Genomic DNA, 16,782 nt, shown 5'->3' with positions numbered 1-16,782 from the left:
CAGCCCGAGGTCACGGGTGAGCTCGTGCAGGTGCCATGCGGCGTCGGCCTTGGGGCGCAGGACGGCGTCGAAGCGTTCGGGGGTGAGGGCCGTGACCACGCCGTCGTCCAGGACTCCGGCGGTGTGGATGACCGCGGTCAGCGGGAGCCCTTCGATCGCCCCGGTCAGGGCGGCCCGGTCGGCGAGGTCGCAGGCGGCGACGGTGACCCGGGCGCCGAGCGCGGTCAGCTCCTCGACCAGGGCGGCCGCGCCGGGGGCGTCGGCTCCGCGCCGGCTGAGCAGGACGAGCGTGCCGACCCCGTGGGCGGTGACCAGGTGGCGGGCGACCAGTGCGCCCAGCGCGCCCGTACCGCCCGTGATCAGGACGATGGAGTCGGGCCCGAAGGCCGGCTCGCCGCTGCTCTCCGGGACGATGGCGCGGGTGAGCCTCGGCACCCGGACCTCACCGACCCGGATCGCCGACTGCGGCTCCCCGGAGGCCACGGCCCCGGCGAGCGCGGCACGCGACAGCGGCGCGTCGTCCACGTCCACCAGCACGAACCGGTCCGGCTGCTCGGCCTGCGCGGCCCGCACCAGACCCCAGACGGCGGCGTGGGCGAGATCCCGCACCGGCTCCGCCGGATCCACCGATACCGCACCCCGTGTCACGACCACCAGACGGCCGTCGGACCGCTCGGCCGCCAGCCAGTCCTGCACGGATGTCAGGACGGTGTCCACCGCCGTGCGGACCGCCTCGGGGACGGACGCGCCGGACGCGGGCAGCTCCAGGAGGACCTGGGTGAAGGACTCCCGGGCGGCCGGCCCGGCAGGCACCCAGTCCAGCTGGAACAACGAGCGCTGGGCGGCGGTGGACCGCGCTGCCGACTGCGCGCGCAGGGTGAGCGAGCCGATCTCGGCGACAGGCGCTCCGGCGGCGTCCGCCATGGCCACGGCGACGACGCCGGTCGAGCCGGTCGGGGTGACCTTGACCCGCAGCACGGTCGCGCCGGTGGCGTGCAGGGACAGCCGCTCCCAGGCGAACGGCAGGTAGGGCCGGCCGGGCTCGGCGCGCGGGAGCAGGCCGTCCAGGGCGACGGCGTGCAGGGCGGCGTCGAGCAGCGCGGGGTGCAGGCCGAACCGTCGGGCGTCGGCGTGGGCGTCCTCGGGGAGGGAGATCTCGGCGTAGACGTCGCCGTCGAGTCGCCAGGCGGCGGTGAGGCCCTGGAAGGCCGGGCCGTAGCCGACACCGGTCGCGGCGAGGTCCGGGTAGAGCTCGTCCACGGCGAGCGGCTCGGCGCCCGGCGGCGGCCAGGCGGCGAGGTCGTACGCGGGCGCGTCGGTGGCGGGGGCGAGGAAGCCCTGGGCGTTGCGGGCCCAGTCCGGGGCCTCCTCGGTCCGGGAGTGGACGGCCACCGGTCGGCGGCCGGACGGTTCGGCAGCGGCGACGACCACCTGGAGCTGGAGGCTGCCACTGGCCGGCAGAACCATCGGCGTGCTGAGAGTGAGCTCGTCCAGCACGGGGCTGCCGACCTCCTCGCCGGCCCGCAGGGCGAGTTCGGCGAGAGCGGCGCCGGGGACGACCACGGCGTCGTTGACGGTGTGGTCGGCGAGCCAGGGCTGGGCGGCCAGCGAGAGGCGGCCGGTGAGCGTGAGGCCGTCGGAGTCCGGGGCGGGGACGAGGGCGCTGAGCAGAGGGTGATCGACGGCGCCCAGACCGGCGAACGTCACGTCACCGGCGGGCAGGCTCTGGTCGAGCCAGTAGCGGCTGCGCTGGAAGGCGTAGGTGGGGAGGTCGACGTGGCCGGTGGCGGCGGCGGGGGTGAAGTATGTCGCCCAGTCGACGTCGATGCCGATGGTGTGGAGTCGGGCGAGGGCTTCGAGGAGGGTGCGGTTCTCGGAGCGGTCCTTGCGGGCGGTGGGGACGAAGGTCTCGTCGCCGCCGTCGAGGGTCTGCTGGGCGAGTCCGGTCAGCGTGCCGTCGGGGCCGATCTCCAGGAATACCGCCGCTTCGGTGGCGGTGATGCCGTCGGCGAAGCGGACCGCCTGGCGGACGTGGTCCACCCAGTAGTCGAGGGTGGTCAGTTGGCCGGGTTCGGCGAGGCGGCCGGTGACGTTGGAGACGACCGGCAGAGTCGGCTCGTGGAAGGTCACCGTGCCGATGGCGTCCCGGAAGTCGGCCAGCATCGGGTCCATGAGCGGCGAGTGGAAGGCGTGCGAGACCCGCAGGCGCTTGGTCCGCGCGGATGCCTGTGCCTCGATGGCGGCGATCGCCGCCTCACTGCCCGAAACGACCACGGCGGCGGGCCCGTTGACGGCGGCGATCCCCGCCTCGGCCTCGTGTCCGGCGAGCAGCGGCAGGACGTCGGTCTCGGTCGCGGCGATGGCGAGCATCGCCCCACCGGCGGGCAGCGCCTGCATCAGGCGTGCCCGGTGGGCGACCAGGGTGCAGGCGTCGGCCAGGTCGAACACTCCGGCGACGTATGCGGCGGCGATCTCACCGACGGAGTGCCCGGCCAGGACGTCCGCGCGAACGCCGAGGGACTCCAGCAGCCGGTAGAGCGCGACCTCGAAGGCGAACAGCGCGGGCTGCGTCAGCCCCGTCTCGCCCAGCACGCCGTCGGCGTCTTCGAACATCACCTCCCGCAGCGACCGGCCCACCAACGGGTCCAGCACCGCACAGATCTCGTCCACCGCGCTCGCGAACACCGGGAACGCGGAAGCCAGTTCACGACCCATCCCGACCCGCTGGCTCCCCTGCCCGGTGAACAGGAAGGCGAGCCGCCCACCCGCACCGGAACCCGAGATCCCACCGTCCACGGCCAACGCCCGCAGCCCGGCGACCAGTTCCTCCCGGTCCGCGCCCACGACCACCGCACGCCGCTCCAGCACCGCACGGCCACCCGCGAGCGCCGCACCGACCACAGCCGCCGAAGTCCCGTCCTGCTCCGCCCAGTCGGCGAGCCGCGAGGCCTGCGCCCGCAGCGCCTCGTCGTCGGCTGCGGACACGAGCCAGGGCACCAGCGGAAGTTCGCCTGTGCTCACCGGCGAGGTCTCCGGCTCGCCCTGTTCCAGGATGACGTGGGCGTTGGTGCCGCTGACGCCGAACGACGAGACGCCGGCCCGGCGCGGGCGTCCGTCCTCAGGCCACTCGCGCGCCTCGCGCAGCAGTTCGACGGCGCCGGCCGTCCAGTCCACGTGGGGTGAGGACTCGTCCACGTGCAGGGTCTGCGGCAGCACGCCGTGCCGCATCGCCATGATCATCTTGATGATGCCGCCGACCCCGGCAGCCGCCTGCGAGTGGCCGATGTTGGACTTCAGGGAGCCGAGCCACAACGGCTGCTCCTCGGCACGGTCCTGGCCGTAGGTGGCGAGCAGGGCCTGGGCCTCGATCGGGTCACCCAGCACCGTGCCGGTGCCGTGCGCCTCCACCGCGTCCACCTCGGCCGCCGCCAGGCCCGCGTTGACCAGCGCCTGCCGGATCACCCGCTCCTGCGCGGGGCCGTTGGGGGCGGTCAGACCGTTGGAGGCGCCGTCCTGGTTGATCGCCGAACCGCGCACCACCGCGAGCACCCGGTGGCCGTTGCGGCGGGCGTCGGAGAGCCGCTCGACGAGCAGCATGCCCGCGCCCTCGGCCCAGCCGGTGCCGTCCGCCGAGGCCGAGAAGGCCTTGCAGCGCCCGTCGGCGGCCAGGCCGCGCTGGCGCGAGAACTCGACGAAGACACCCGGGGTCGCCATCACGGTGACGCCACCCGCCAGCGCGAGGTCGCACTCGCCCGAGCGCAGCGCCTGGGCCGCGAGGTGCAGGGCGACCAGCGAGGACGAGCAGGCCGTGTCCACCGTCACCGCCGGGCCCTCGAAGCCGAAGGTGTAGGACACCCGGCCCGAGGCGATGCTGCCCGCGCTGCCGTTGATGACGAAACCCTCGAAGCCCTCGGGCGCCTGCGGGAGCCGGCCGCCGTAGTCGTGGTACATCACGCCGGCGAAGACGCCGGTCCGGCTGCCGCGCAGACCGGTCGGGTCGATGCCTGCCCGCTCGACGGCCTCCCAGGAGGTCTCCAGCAACAGGCGCTGCTGCGGGTCCATCGCGGTCGCCTCGCGCGGCGAGATGCCGAAGAACGCCGGGTCGAAGCGGTCCGCGTCGTGCAGGAAGCCGCCCTCGCGGGTGTAACTGGTGCCGGGGTGGTCGGGGTCGGGGTGGTACAGGTGGTCGAGGTCCCAGCCACGGTTGACCGGGAAGCCGGTGATCGCCTCGCCGCCCCGGGTCAACAGGCTCCAGAGGTCCTCGGGCGAGGCGATGTCGCCGGGGTAGCGGCAGGCCATGCCGACGATCGCGATCGGCTCGTCGAGCGGCGCCGTCCGGGCGACGGTGGTGGTGCGTGCCCTCGCGGTGCCGGTGAGCTGCTCGTAGAGGTGGTCGGCGAGGCCCTCGACCGTGGGGAAGTTGAACAGCAGGGTGGCGGACAGGCGCAGGCCGGTGGCGGCGTTGAGGCGGTTGCGCAGCTCGACGGCGCTGAGCGAGTCGAAGCCCAGCTCCTTGAACGCGGCCCCGGTGTCGACGGTGGTGGCGTCCTGGTGGCCGAGGACGAGGGCCGCGTTGGTGCGGATGAGGCCGATCAGCGCGCCGCGGTCGGCGAGGGCGAGGCCGGCGGCGCGGGCGGTGTCGGCAGCGGTCGCGCGCCGGACCGGCGCACGGACCAGGCCGCGGAAGACGGCCGGGATGTCGTCCTGGCGGCGCAGCGCGGCGGTGTCCAGCCGGGCGAGGACCGGGACGGCGGTGTCGAGCCCCAGCGCGGCGTCGAAGAGCGCGAGGCCTTCGGCGGCGGGCATCGGGGCGATGCCGGTCCGGCCGAGCCGTGCCCGGTCGGCGTCGCCGAGGGCGCCCGCCATGCCGGCGTCGAGCTCCCAGAGGCCCCAGGCGAGCGCCACGGCGGGCAGGCCCTCGGCGCGGCGGCGCAGGGCGAGGGCGTCCAGGTAGACGTTGGCGGCGGCGTAGTTGGCCTGGCCGGCGCTGCCGATGGTGCCCGCGACGGACGAGTGCAGCACGAAGGCGGCCAGGCCGAGGTCCCGGGTCAGCTCGTGCAGGTGCAGGGCGGCGTCGGCCTTGGGAGCGAAGACGCGGTCGATCCGCTCGCGGCTCAGCGAGGTGACGGCGCCGTCGTCGACGATCCCGGCGAGGTGGACGACGGCCGTCAGCGGCCGGTCGGCGGGGACGCCGGCGAGCAGGGCGGCGACCTCGGAGCGGTCGGAGACGTCGCAGGCGGCGAGCGTCACCTCGGCGCCGAGCGCGGCGAGTTCGGCCGCCAGGGCGTCGGCGCCCGGTGCGGCGGCGCCTCGGCGACCGGCCAGCAGCAGGTGCCGGACGCCGTACTCGGCGACGAGGCGGCGGGCGAACAGGGCGCCCAGCTCGCCGGTGCCACCGGTGAGCAGCACCGTGCCGGCGGGGTCGCCGAACGGGGCCTCGCCGCCGCCGTCGGCGGGCGCGGTGGCGGGGACCAGACGCGGCACGTGCACCGTGCCGGCCCGGAGCGCCAGCTGCGGCTCCCCGGAGGCACAGGCCCGCACCAGGGCGGCCTCGGAGTCGGGGTGGCCGTCGGTGTCGACCAGGACGAACCGGCCCGCGTGCTCGGACTGCACGGAGCGGACCAGGCCCCAGACCGGGGCGGTCGAGAGGTCCGGTACGTCCCCGTCCACGGCGGCGACCGCGCCGCCGGTCACGAGGGCCAGCCGGGCGTGGCCGAGCCGCTCGTCCGCCAGCCACTCCTGGAGCAGCTCCAGCGCCCGGTGGACGGGCTCGTGGGCGTCGCCGGCGGCGATGCGGACGAGGACCAGCTCGGGCACCGCGTCGGCGACGGCCTCGCCCAGCGCGGCCGGGTCGTCGAGGACCACGGCGGAGCCGGTGGCGGCGGCCGGGGCGGTGGCCGCCGCGAGGGCGGGCCACGCCACCTCGTAGGGGGTGGCACCGGCGGGGCGGACGGGGGAGGCCGGCCGGACCGCCAGCGACTCCACGGCCAGTACCGGCGCGCCGGACCGGTCGGAGACACTGAGCGCCAGCTCACCGGCTCCGGTCGCCACCGTGCGGACCCGCAGCGAGGTCGCGCCTGCCGCGTGCAGCGCCACACCGGACCAGGCGAAGGGCAGATGGGGGCGGCCGGGGGCGGGTGCGGGGAGCAGGTCGCCGAGGGTGATCGAGTGCAGGGCGGCGTCGAGCAGTGCGGGGTGCAGGCCGAACCGCCGGGCGTCGGCGTGGGCGTCCTCGGGGAGGTCGATCTCGGCGTAGACGTCGCCGTCGAGTCGCCAGGCTGCGGTGAGGCCCTGGAAGACGGGGCCGTAGTCCAGGCCGGTGGCGGTCAGGTCCTCGTAGAGCCGTTCGACGTCGATCGGGAGCGCCCCGGTCGGCGGCCAGGCGGCCAGGTCGGTGGTGGGCGCGTCGGTGGTGGGGGCGAGGACGCCCTGCGCGTGCCGTTGCCAGGTGTCGGCGTCCTGCGGGCGGGAGTGAACGGTGACGGCGCGGCGCCCGGTCGCGTCCGGGTCGGCCACGACCACCTGCAGCTGGACCGGCCGGTCCGGTGCGATGGCGAGCGGCGCCTCCAGGGTCAGCTCGGTGACGGCCGTGCAGTCCTCGGTCTCGGCGGCCGCCCGGAGGGCGAGTTCGAGGAACGCCGTGCCGGGGAGGACGACCACGTCGTTGACGGTGTGGTCGGCGAGCCAGGGGTGGGTCTTGAGCGAGAGGCGGCCGGTGAGGGTGAGGCCCTCGGAGTCCGGGGCGGGGACCAGGGCGCTGAGCAGCGGGTGGTCCACGACGCCCAGACCGGCGGACGTGACGTCGCCGCCGGCGGGGCTGACCGAGTCGAGCCAGAAGTGCTGATGCTGGAAGGCGTAGGTGGGCAGGTCGAGGCGGCGCGCGGGGGTGAGCAGCGGCGACCAGTCGACGGGCAGACCGGTGGTGTGGAGTCGGGCGAGGGCTTCGAGGAGGGTGCGGGTCTCGTCGCGGTCCTTGCGGGTGGTGGGGACGAACGTCTCGCCGCCGTCGAGGGTCTGCTGGGCGAGTCCGGTCAGCGTGCCGTCGGGGCCGATCTCCAGGAACACGGAGCCCTGAGTGGCGGTGACGCCGTCGGCGAACCGCACCGCCTGGCGGACGTGGTCCACCCAGTAGTCAACGCTGGTCAGTTGACCAGGATCGGCCAGGCGGCCGGTGACGTTGGAGACGACCTGAATGGTCGGCTCGTGGAAGACGATGTCGGCCAGTGCCGCACGGAAGTCGGCCAGCATCGGGTCCATGAGCGGGGAGTGGAAGGCGTGCGACACCCGCAGCCGCTTGGTGCGCGCAGTGGTCTGCGCCTCGATCGCGGCGATCGCCGCCTCGGAACCCGAAACCACCACGGCGGAGGGCCCGTTGACGGCGGCGATCCCCGCCTCCGCCTCGTGCCCGGCGAGCAGCGGCAGGACGTCGGCCTCGGTAGCGGCGATGGCCAGCATCGCCCCGCCGGCGGGCAGGGCCTGCATCAGCCGGGCGCGGTGAGCGACGAGCGTGCAGGCGTCGGCCAGGTCGAAGACCCCGGCGACGTGCGCGGCGGCGATCTCACCGACGGAGTGCCCGGCCAGGACGTCCGCGCGGACACCCAGGGACTCCAGCAGCCGGTACAACGCCACCTCGAAGGCGAACAACGTCGGCTGCGTCAGCCCCGTCTTGCCCAGCACACCCTCGGCGTCCTCGAACATCACCTCACGCAGCGACCGGCCCACCAACGGGTCCAGCACCGCACAGATCTCGTCCAACGCCGTCGCGAACACCGGGAACGCGGCCGCGAGGTCGGCACCCATGCCGACCCGCTGGCTCCCCTGCCCGGTGAACAGGAAGGCAAGCCGCCCACCCGCACCGGAGCCGGTCACCAGCCCCGGAGCGGCCTCGCCCGCCGCCAACGTCCGCAGCCCGGCGACCAGTTCGTCCCGGCTCGCGCCCAGGATCACCGCACGCTGCTCCAGCGTGCTCCGGCCGGTTGCCAAGGACCAGGCGAGCGCCGGATCGTCGAGCTCCGGCTGCTCGGCCACCCAGGTGTCCAGGCGGGTGGCCTGGGCCCGCAGCGCCTCGGGGCCCTTCGCCGACATCAGCCAGGGCAGCAGCGGGAGTTCAGGCGCCTTGGCCGAAGCCTCCTCGACGGGTTCGCCCTGCTCGATGATGACGTGTGCGTTGGTGCCGCTGACGCCGAAGGAGGAGACGGCCGCCCGGCGCGGGTGTCCTTCCTCGGGCCACTCGCGCGCCTCGCGCAGCAGCTCGACGGCGCCGGCCTCCCAGTCGACGTGCGGCGAGGGCTCGCCCACGTGGAGGGTCTGCGGCAGCACGCCGTTGCGCATCGCCATGACCATCTTGATGATGCCGCCGACCCCGGCCGCGGCCTGGGCGTGCCCGATGTTGGACTTCATCGAGCCGAGCCAGAGCGGCTTGTCCTGGGAACGCTTCTGGCCGTACGTGGCGAGGAGGGCCTGAGCTTCGATCGGGTCGCCGAGCGCGGTGCCGGTGCCGTGCGCCTCGACGGCGTCGACCTCGGCGGCCGTGAGGCCGGCGTTGGCGAGGGCCTGGCGGATGACGCGCTGCTGGGACGGTCCGTTGGGGGCGGTCAGGCCGTTGGAGGCGCCGTCCTGGTTGATCGCCGAGCCGCGGACGACCGCGAGCACCCGGTGGCCGTTGCGGCGGGCGTCGGACAGCCGCTCGACGACCAGGACGCCGACGCCCTCGGCCCAGCCGGTGCCGTCGGCGTCGGCGGAGAAGGCCCGGCAGCGGCCGTCGGTGGAGAGGCCGCGCTGGCGGGAGAACTCGACGAACGTCCCCGGCGTGGCCATCACCATCGCGCCACCGGCGAGCGCCAGGTCGCACTCGCCCGAACGCAGGGCCTGGACGGCCAGGTGGAGGGCGACCAGCGACGAGGAGCAGGCCGTGTCGACCGTGACGGCCGGGCCCTCGAAGCCGAAGGTGTACGAGACGCGACCCGAGGCGACGCTGGCCAGCCCGCCCGTCAGCAGGTAGCCCTCGACGTTCTCCGGGGCCTCGTGCCGGCGCGGGCCGTACTCCTGCGGCGCGATGCCGGTGAACACGCCGGTTCGGCTGCCGCGCAGGTCGGCGGGGTCGAGATGGGCGTACTCGATGGCCTCCCAGGAGGTCTCCAGCAGCAGGCGCTGCTGCGGGTCCATGGCCAGCGCCTCACGCGGCGAGATCCCGAAGAAGGCCGCGTCGAACTGCCCGGCCTCGTGCAGGAAGCCGCCGTGTCGGGTGTAGACGGTGCCGCGGTGGTCCGGGTCGGGGTGGTAGAGCTTCTCCAGGTCCCAGCCGCGGTCGGTGGGGAAGCCGCTGATGGCGTCGGTGCCGGTCGCCACGAGGTGCCAGAGGTCTTCGGGCGAGCCGACGCCGCCGGGGTAGCGGCAGCCCATGCCGACGATCGCGATCGGTTCGTCGGCGGCGATCGCGACGGCGTGCGCGACCGGTCCGGCGGTGCTGTCGCCGAGGAGCTCGGTGCGGAGGAAGTCCGCGAGGGCGGCCGGCGAGGGGTAGTCGTACAGCAGTGAGCTGGGCAGCTGGAGCCCGGTGGCGGCCTTCAGCTTGTTCCGGAGCTCGACCGCCGTCAGCGAGTCGAAGCCGGCGGCCTTGAAAGCGCCGTCCGCGCTGATCACGCCGGGGGTCACATGGCCGAGGACCAGGGCGGCCTGGCTGCGCACCAGGTCCAGCAGGGCGCGCTCCTGCTCGTCCGTGGCCAGGCCGCGCAGCCGCTGCGCGAGCGTGCTCTCGGCGGGCCGGGCACCGGTCGGGAGGGTCTGCTCGGCCGGGGTGCCCAGCAGCGAGCGCAGCAGGGCGGGGGCGGAGGCGTCGAGCCGGGCCAGGTCGAGCCGGGCCGGGACGGTCAGCGCGGCCCCGCCGGACAGCGCGGCGTCGAAGAGCGAGATGCCCGCGAGCTGCGGCAGCGGGGCGATGCCCAGGCGCGTCCAGCGGGCCAGTGCGGTGGTGTCGAGCCGGCCGGCCATGCCGTCGGAGCCGGTGGTGTCCTCCCAGAGGCCCCAGGCCAGCGAGGTCACCGGGAGGCCGAGGGCGTGGCGGTGGCGGGCGAGCCCGTCCAGGAAGGCGTTGGCAGCGGCGTAGTTGGCCTGGCCGGCGCTCCCGAGGGTGGCGGCTACGGAGGAGAACAGCACGAACGCGCTCAGGTCGCGGTCACGGGTCAGCTCGTGCAGCAGCCAGGCGGTGTCCGCCTTCGGCCGCCACACGGTGTCCAGCCGCTCCTCGGAGAGCCCGGGCAGGGTGCCGTCGTCGAGGACACCGGCGGCGTGCACGACGCCGGTCAGCGTGTCCAGCGAGCCGACCAGCGCGGCGAGCGCCGCCCGGTCGGTCACGTCGCAGGCGACCAGCTGGGCGCGGACGCCGAGTTCGGCCAGCTCCGCCACCAGCTCGGCCGCGCCCGGGGCCTGCGGACCGCGGCGGCCGGCCAGGACGAGGTGGCGCACGCCGTGAGCGGTGGCGAGGTGGCGGGCGAAGAGCCGGCCCAGCGCGCCGGTGGCGCCGGTGATCAGCACGGTGCCGTCGGCCGGCCACGGGGTGTCGGCCGCGGCGGGGGCCCGCTCGTCGCGCCGGACCAGCCGGGGAACGAGGACGCGGCCCTCGCGGACGGCCAGTTGGGGCTCGTCGGCGGAGTGCGCGAGGGCGGCGGTGACGGCCGCGCCGTCGGGTCGCTCACCGTCGTGGTCGACCAGGACGAACCGGCCGGGGTACTCGGTCTGAACCGATCGGACCAGCCCCCAGACGGCGGACGCGGCAGCGTCGACGGTGGGACCGGTCGCTCTCCGGGTCACCACGACCAGGCGGGTGGTCTCGGGGTGTTCCTCGGCAAGCCAGGCCTGGACGGCCGTGAGGACCCGCCCGACCGCGGTGCGCGCGCGGGCGGCGAGGTCGGTGCCTTCCTCGGTCTCCCCGGTGGTCGCTCCGGTCGCTTCGGCCTCGTCGAGGACCCACGGCAGCAGCATGTCCTCGGCCGCCGCGCGGCTCCGGGCCGGGCCGGAGGCGGGGATCCAGTCGACGCCGAACAGGCCGGTGAGGTCGGTCGGACGGGCGGCGGGCACGCTCGGAACGAGCCAGAAGCGCTGGTGCTGGAAGGCGTAGGTGGGCAGGTCGACCCGGCGGGGCGCGACGGGGGCGAAGTAGGTCGCCCAGTCGACGTCGATGCCCACGGTGTGGAGCCGACCCAGGGCTTCCACGACACTGCGGGTCTCGGAGCGGTCCTTACGAGTGGTGGGGACGAAGGTCTCGTCGCCGCCGTCGAGGGTCTGCTGGGCGAGGCCGGTGAGGGTGGTGTCGGGGCCGATCTCCAGGAACACCGCCGCTTCGGTGGCGGTGACGCCGTCGGCGAAGCGGACGGCGTGGCGGACGTGGTCCACCCAGTAGTCAGCGTTGGTCAGTTGGCCGGGTTCGGCCAGGCGGCCGGTGACGTTGGAGACGACCGGCAGAGTCGGCTCGTGGAAGTCGATGTCGGCCAGCGTCGCACGGAAGTCGGCGAGCATCGGGTCCATGAGCGGGGAGTGGAAGGCGTGCGAGACGCGCAGGCGCTTGGTGCGCGCGGTGGTCTGCGTCTCGATGGCGGCGATCGCCGCCTCACTGCCCGAAACGACCACGGCGGCGGGCCCGTTGACGGCAGCGATCCCCGCCTCGGCCTCGTGTCCGGCGAGCAGCGGCAGCACCTCGTCCTCGGTGGCGGCGATGGCGAGCATCGCCCCACCGGCCGGCAGCGCCTGCATCAGCCGGGCCCGGTGAGTAACCAGGGTGCAGGCCTCGGCGAGGTCGAAGACCCCGGCGACGTGGGCGGCGGCGATCTCGCCGACCGAGTGCCCGGCCAGCACGTCCGCGCGGACGCCGAGCGACTCCAGCAGCCGGTACAGCGCGACCTCGAAGGCGAACAGCGCGGGCTGTGTCAGCCCCGTCTCGCCCAGCACGCCGTCGGCGTCCTCGAACATCACCTCGCGCAGCGGCCGGCCCACCAACGGGTCCAGGATCTGGCAGATCTCGTCCAACGCGCTCGCGAACACCGGGAACGCGGCCGCCAGGTCGGCACCCATGCCGACCCGCTGGCTCCCCTGCCCGGTGAACAGGAAGGCGAGCCGCCCACCCGCACCGGGACCCGAGATCCCGCCGTCCGCTGCCAACGCCCGCAGCCCCGCGACCAGTTCCTCCCGGTCCGCACCCACGACCACCGCACGCCGCTCCAGCACCGCACGGCCACCGGCCAGCGCAGCACCGACCACAGTCGGCGAAACGTCGTCCAGCTCCGCCCAGTCCGCCAACCGCTCAGCCTGCGCGGCCAGCGAGGCGGCGTCCTTGGCGGACACCAGCCAAGGCACCAGCGGGAGTTCAGCTGAATCCGCCGAAGTCTCCTCGACGGGTTCGCCCTGCTCGATGATCACGTGGGCGTTGGTGCCGCTGATCCCGAAGGAGGAGACGGCCGCCCGGCGCGGACGTCCGTCCTCGGGCCACTCGCGCGCCTCGCGCAGCAGCTCGACGGCGCCGGCCTCCCAGTCGACGTGCGGCGACGGTGCGTCCACGTGGAGGGTCTGCGGCAGCATGCCGTTGCGCATCGCCATGACCATCTTGATGATGCCGCCGACACCGGCCGCGGCCTGGCTGTGGCCGATGTTGGACTTCAGGGAGCCGAGCCAGACCGGTCGGTCCTCGGCACGGTCCTGGCCGTAGGTGGCGAGCAGGGCCTGGGCCTCGATCGGGTCGCCCAGGACCGTGCCGGTGCCGTGCGCCTCGACCGCGTCCACGTCGGCGGCCGTGAGGCCGGCGTTGGCGAGGGCCTGCCGGATGACGCGCTGCTGCGAGGGGCCGTTGGGGGCGGTCAGGCCGTTGGAGGCGCCGTCCTGGTTGACGGCGGAGCCCCTGAGGACCGCGAGCACCTGGTGCCCGTTGCGGCGGGCGTCGGAGAGCCGCTCGACGAGCAGCACGCCCGCGCCCTCGGCCCAGCCGGTCCCGTCGGCGGAGTCGGAGAAGGCGCGGCAGCGGCCGTCCACCGAGACGCCGCGCTGGCGGGAGAACTCGACGAACATGCCGGGCGTCGACATCACGGTGACACCGCCGGCCAGTGCCAGGTCGCAGTCCCCGGAGCGCAGCGCCTGCGCCGCGAGGTGCAGGGCGACCAGGGAGGACGAGCAGGCGGTGTCGACGGTGACGGCGGGGCCCTCGAAGCCGAAGGTGTAGGACACCCGGCCCGAGGTCACGCTGCCGGAGGTGCCGGTGAGGACGTAGCCCTCGGCGACGCCGGCGGCCTCGTGCAGGCGGGGGCCGTAGTCGGGCGCCATCGCGCCGGCGAAGACGCCGGTGCGGCTGCCGCGCAGGGTGGCCGGGTCGATACCGGCCCGCTCCATCGCCTCCCAGGAGGTCTCCAGCAGCAGGCGCTGCTGCGGGTCCATGGCCAGCGCCTCACGCGGCGAGATCCCGAAGAAGGCGGCGTCGAACTCGGTGGCGCCGGTCAGGAAACCGCCGTGCCGGGTGTAGGTGGTGCCGCTGTGCTCCGGGTCCGGGTTGTACAGCCGGGCGAGGTCCCAGCCGCGGTCGGCGGGGAACTCGCCGACCGCGTCGGTGGCGGTGGCGACCAGGTGCCAGAGGTCCTCGGGCGAGCCGACGCCGCCGGGGAAGCGGCAGGCCATCGAGACGATCGCGATCGGCTCGTCGGGCGCGGCCGGGGCGCGGACGGCGACGGCGGCCGCCTCGGCGCCACCGAGCAGTTCGTCGCGCAGGAAGCCGGCCAGGCCGGCCGGGGACGGGTAGTCGTAGACCAGCGAGCTCGGCAGGGCCAGGCCGAGCGCGGTGGAGAGCCGGTTGCGCAGTTCGACGCCGCTCAGCGAGTCGAAGCCGAGCTCCTTGAACGAGGCGCCGGTGTTGACACCGGCCGAGGAGGTGTGGCCGAGGATGAGCGCGATGCTGTCGCGGATCAGTTCCAGCAGCGTCCGGTCCTGCTCGTGCGGCGCGCGGCCGGCCAGCCGCCCGGCCCAGGACCGGGCCGCATCGGAGCCCAGCACCGGGACCGTCGGCACGGCCGGCAGCGGCGCGGACGGCAGTGCGGGCGCCGACTCGCCGTGCCCGGCCGGTCCGGCCGGGAGCCAGTGGTACTCCCGCTGGAAGGCGTAGGTGGGCAGCGGGAGCCGGTCGGCCGTGGCGCCGGGGTAGAGGGTGTCCCAGTCCGTCCGGGCGCCCCGGACGTGGAGCGTGGCGAGCGCGCGGGCGAGGGTGGCGACCTCGGGGCGGTTGTCGCGCAGCGCCGCGACGAACGTGACGCCGGCATCGGCCGCCGCGGCGGCGCCCGCGTCGTCCTGCGGCAGGCAGCGGCCGCCGAGCGCGGTCAGGACCGAGCCCGGGCCGATCTCGGCGAAGGTGGTGACGCCGTCCTCGGCCAGCGCGCGGATGCCGTCGGCGAAGCGGACGGCGTCGCGGACGTGGCGGACCCAGTGCTCGGGCGAGCACAGCTCCCGGCCGGTGACCAGGGTGCCGGTCAGGTTGGAGACGACCGGCACGGTCGGTTCGCGGTACTCCAGGCTCTCCGCGACCTGCCGGAACTCCGCCAGCATCGGCTCCATCAGCGGGGAGTGGAAGGCGTGCGAGACCCGCAGCCGGTGGGTCTTGCGGCCGAGGGCACGGAACTCCTCGGCGACGGCGGCGACCTGCGCCTCGTCGCCGGAGAGCACCACCGAGTCCGGGGCGTTGAGGGCGGCGATGCCGACGGCGTGCGCGCGGTCGGCGAGCAGCAGCAGGACTTCGTCCTCGGTCGCCTCGACGGCGACCATCGCCCCGCCGGCCGGCAGGGCCTGCATCAGCCGGCCGCGGGCGGCGACCAGCGCGCAGGCGTCGGCGAGGGTGAGCACCCCGGCGACGTGGGCGGCGGCGAGCTCGCCGATGGAGTGGCCGACCAGCCGGTCGGGGCGCACGCCCCAGTGCGCCAGCAGCCGGGTGAGCGCGACCTCGAAGGCGAACAGCGCGGGCTGGGTGTAGTCGGTGCGGTCGAGCAGCTCGGCGTCGGGGGAGCCCTCGGCGGCGAACATCACGTCCAGTAGCGGACGGTCGAGCCGGGGCGCGAAGGCGGCCGCGATCTCGTCCAGCGCCCGGGCGAACTCCGGGTGGGCGTCGTAGAGTTCGCGGCCCATGCCGGGGCGCTGGCTGCCCTGGCCGGAGTAGAGGAAGGCGATCCGGCCGGAGCCGGCCCGGCCGGTCACCAGCTCGGCGGCGGGCTCGCCCCCGGCGAGCCGCGCCAGCGCGCCGGCGAGGGCGGCGGCCGGTTCGTCCGCGCCGTCCAGGACGACGGCCGCCCGGTGGGCGAACGCGGTGCGGGTGGTGGCCAGGGCGTGCGCGAGGGCGACCGGGTCGGTGCCGGGCGCGGCGGCGAGGTGGTCCCGCAGCCGGCCGGCCTGGCCGCGCAGGGCGGCCTCGCTGTGCGCTGCCAGCGGGACGATCAGCGGTCCGGCGGCGTGCCGGAGCGGCTCGTCCGCCGGCGTCTCCCGCGGGTACTCGGCGAGGACGACGTGGCAGTTGGTGCCGCCCATGCCGAACGAGCTGACGCCGGCGACCAGCGGGACGTCGGCCCGCGGCCAGGGGCCCAGCTCGGTGGCGACCCGCAGGTTCAGCTCGTCGAAGGGGATGAGCGGGCTGGGCGTCTCGAAGTTGAGCGAGGCGGGCAGCTGCCGGTGGCTGATGGCCAGCACGGTCTTCAGCAGGCCGACGATGCCGGCCGCGCCCTCCAGGTGGCCGACGTTGGTCTTCGCCGAGCCGACCAGCAGCGGCTGGCCGGGCTCCTTGGCCGCGCCGATGGCGGTGCCGAGCGCGCGGGCCTCGATCGGGTCGCCGACCTTGGTGCCGGTGCCGTGCAGCTCGACGAACTGGATGTCCGCCGGGTCGACGCCGGCGCGCCGGTGGGCGAGCCGGACGACCTCCTCCTGGGCGTGCTGGTCGGGGACGGTCAGCCCCTCGGCGGCGCCGTCGCTGTTGACGGCACTGCCGGCGATCACCGCGTGGATCCGGTCGCCGTCGGCCAGCGCGCGGTCGAGCGGCTTGAGGACGACCATGCCGCCGCCCTCGCCGCGGACGTACCCGTTGGCGCGGGCGTCGAAGGTGAAGCACCTGCCGTCCGGTGACAGCGCGCCGAACCGGGCGGCGGCGATCGTGCTCTCCGGCGTCAGGTTGAGGTTCACGCCGCCGACCAGGGCGAGGTCGGACTCGCCCCGGCGCAGGCTCTCGCAGGCCAGGTGGACGGCGGTGAGCGAGGCGGACTGCGCCGAGTCGACGGTGAGGCTGGGGCCGTGCAGACCGAGCGCGTAGGAGACCCGGTTGGCGAGCAGGGCGCGGCTGACGCCGGCCAGGCTGTGCCGGGTCAGCGCGGTCGCGCCGCCGCCCTGCAGCAGGGCGGCGTAGTCGCACGCCATGGCGCCAACGAAGACGCCGGCGCCGCTGCCGCGCAGGTCGGCGGGGAGGATGCCGGCGTGCTCCAGCGCCTCCCAGCTCAGTTCCAGGACGAGCCGCTGCTGCGGGTCCATCATCGCGGCCTCGTTCGGCGCGATGCCGAAGAAGCCGGCGTCGAACTCGGCGATGGAGTCCAGGAAGCCGCCGCGCAGCTCACGCGTCTCGGGGGCGTCCCACCGCCCCTCGGGGACGGGCGTGACGGCGTCCCGGCCGTCGCTCAGCAGGCGCCAGAAGGATTCCGGGTCGGGTGCCTGCGGGAGCCGGCAGGACAGGCCGACGATCGCCACTGCGCCGCCGGAAGAATCGGGAGAAGGGAGTGCGAAGGGCAT

General features: G+C 75.2%; 1 protein-coding gene (running past one end of the window). It reads right to left on the bottom strand.

Going from position 1 to position 16,782, the window contains the following annotated elements; genetic code table 11:
* Positions 1-16,782, bottom strand: the 5' portion of a protein-coding gene (locus AB0J08_RS31440) for an SDR family NAD(P)-dependent oxidoreductase (protein ID WP_360641249.1). Its footprint begins 15,675 nt before the window's first position; only the first 16,782 of its 32,457 coding nucleotides appear in the window; it begins with the start codon at positions 16,780-16,782; its stop codon lies off the left edge, out of view.

Source organism: Kitasatospora sp. NPDC050463 (genome assembly GCF_040655255.1).
Lineage (GTDB): Bacteria > Actinomycetota > Actinomycetes > Streptomycetales > Streptomycetaceae > Kitasatospora.
Note: the sequence above shows the minus strand (reverse complement) of the source record. Positions and strands in the feature narration are given on the sequence as shown.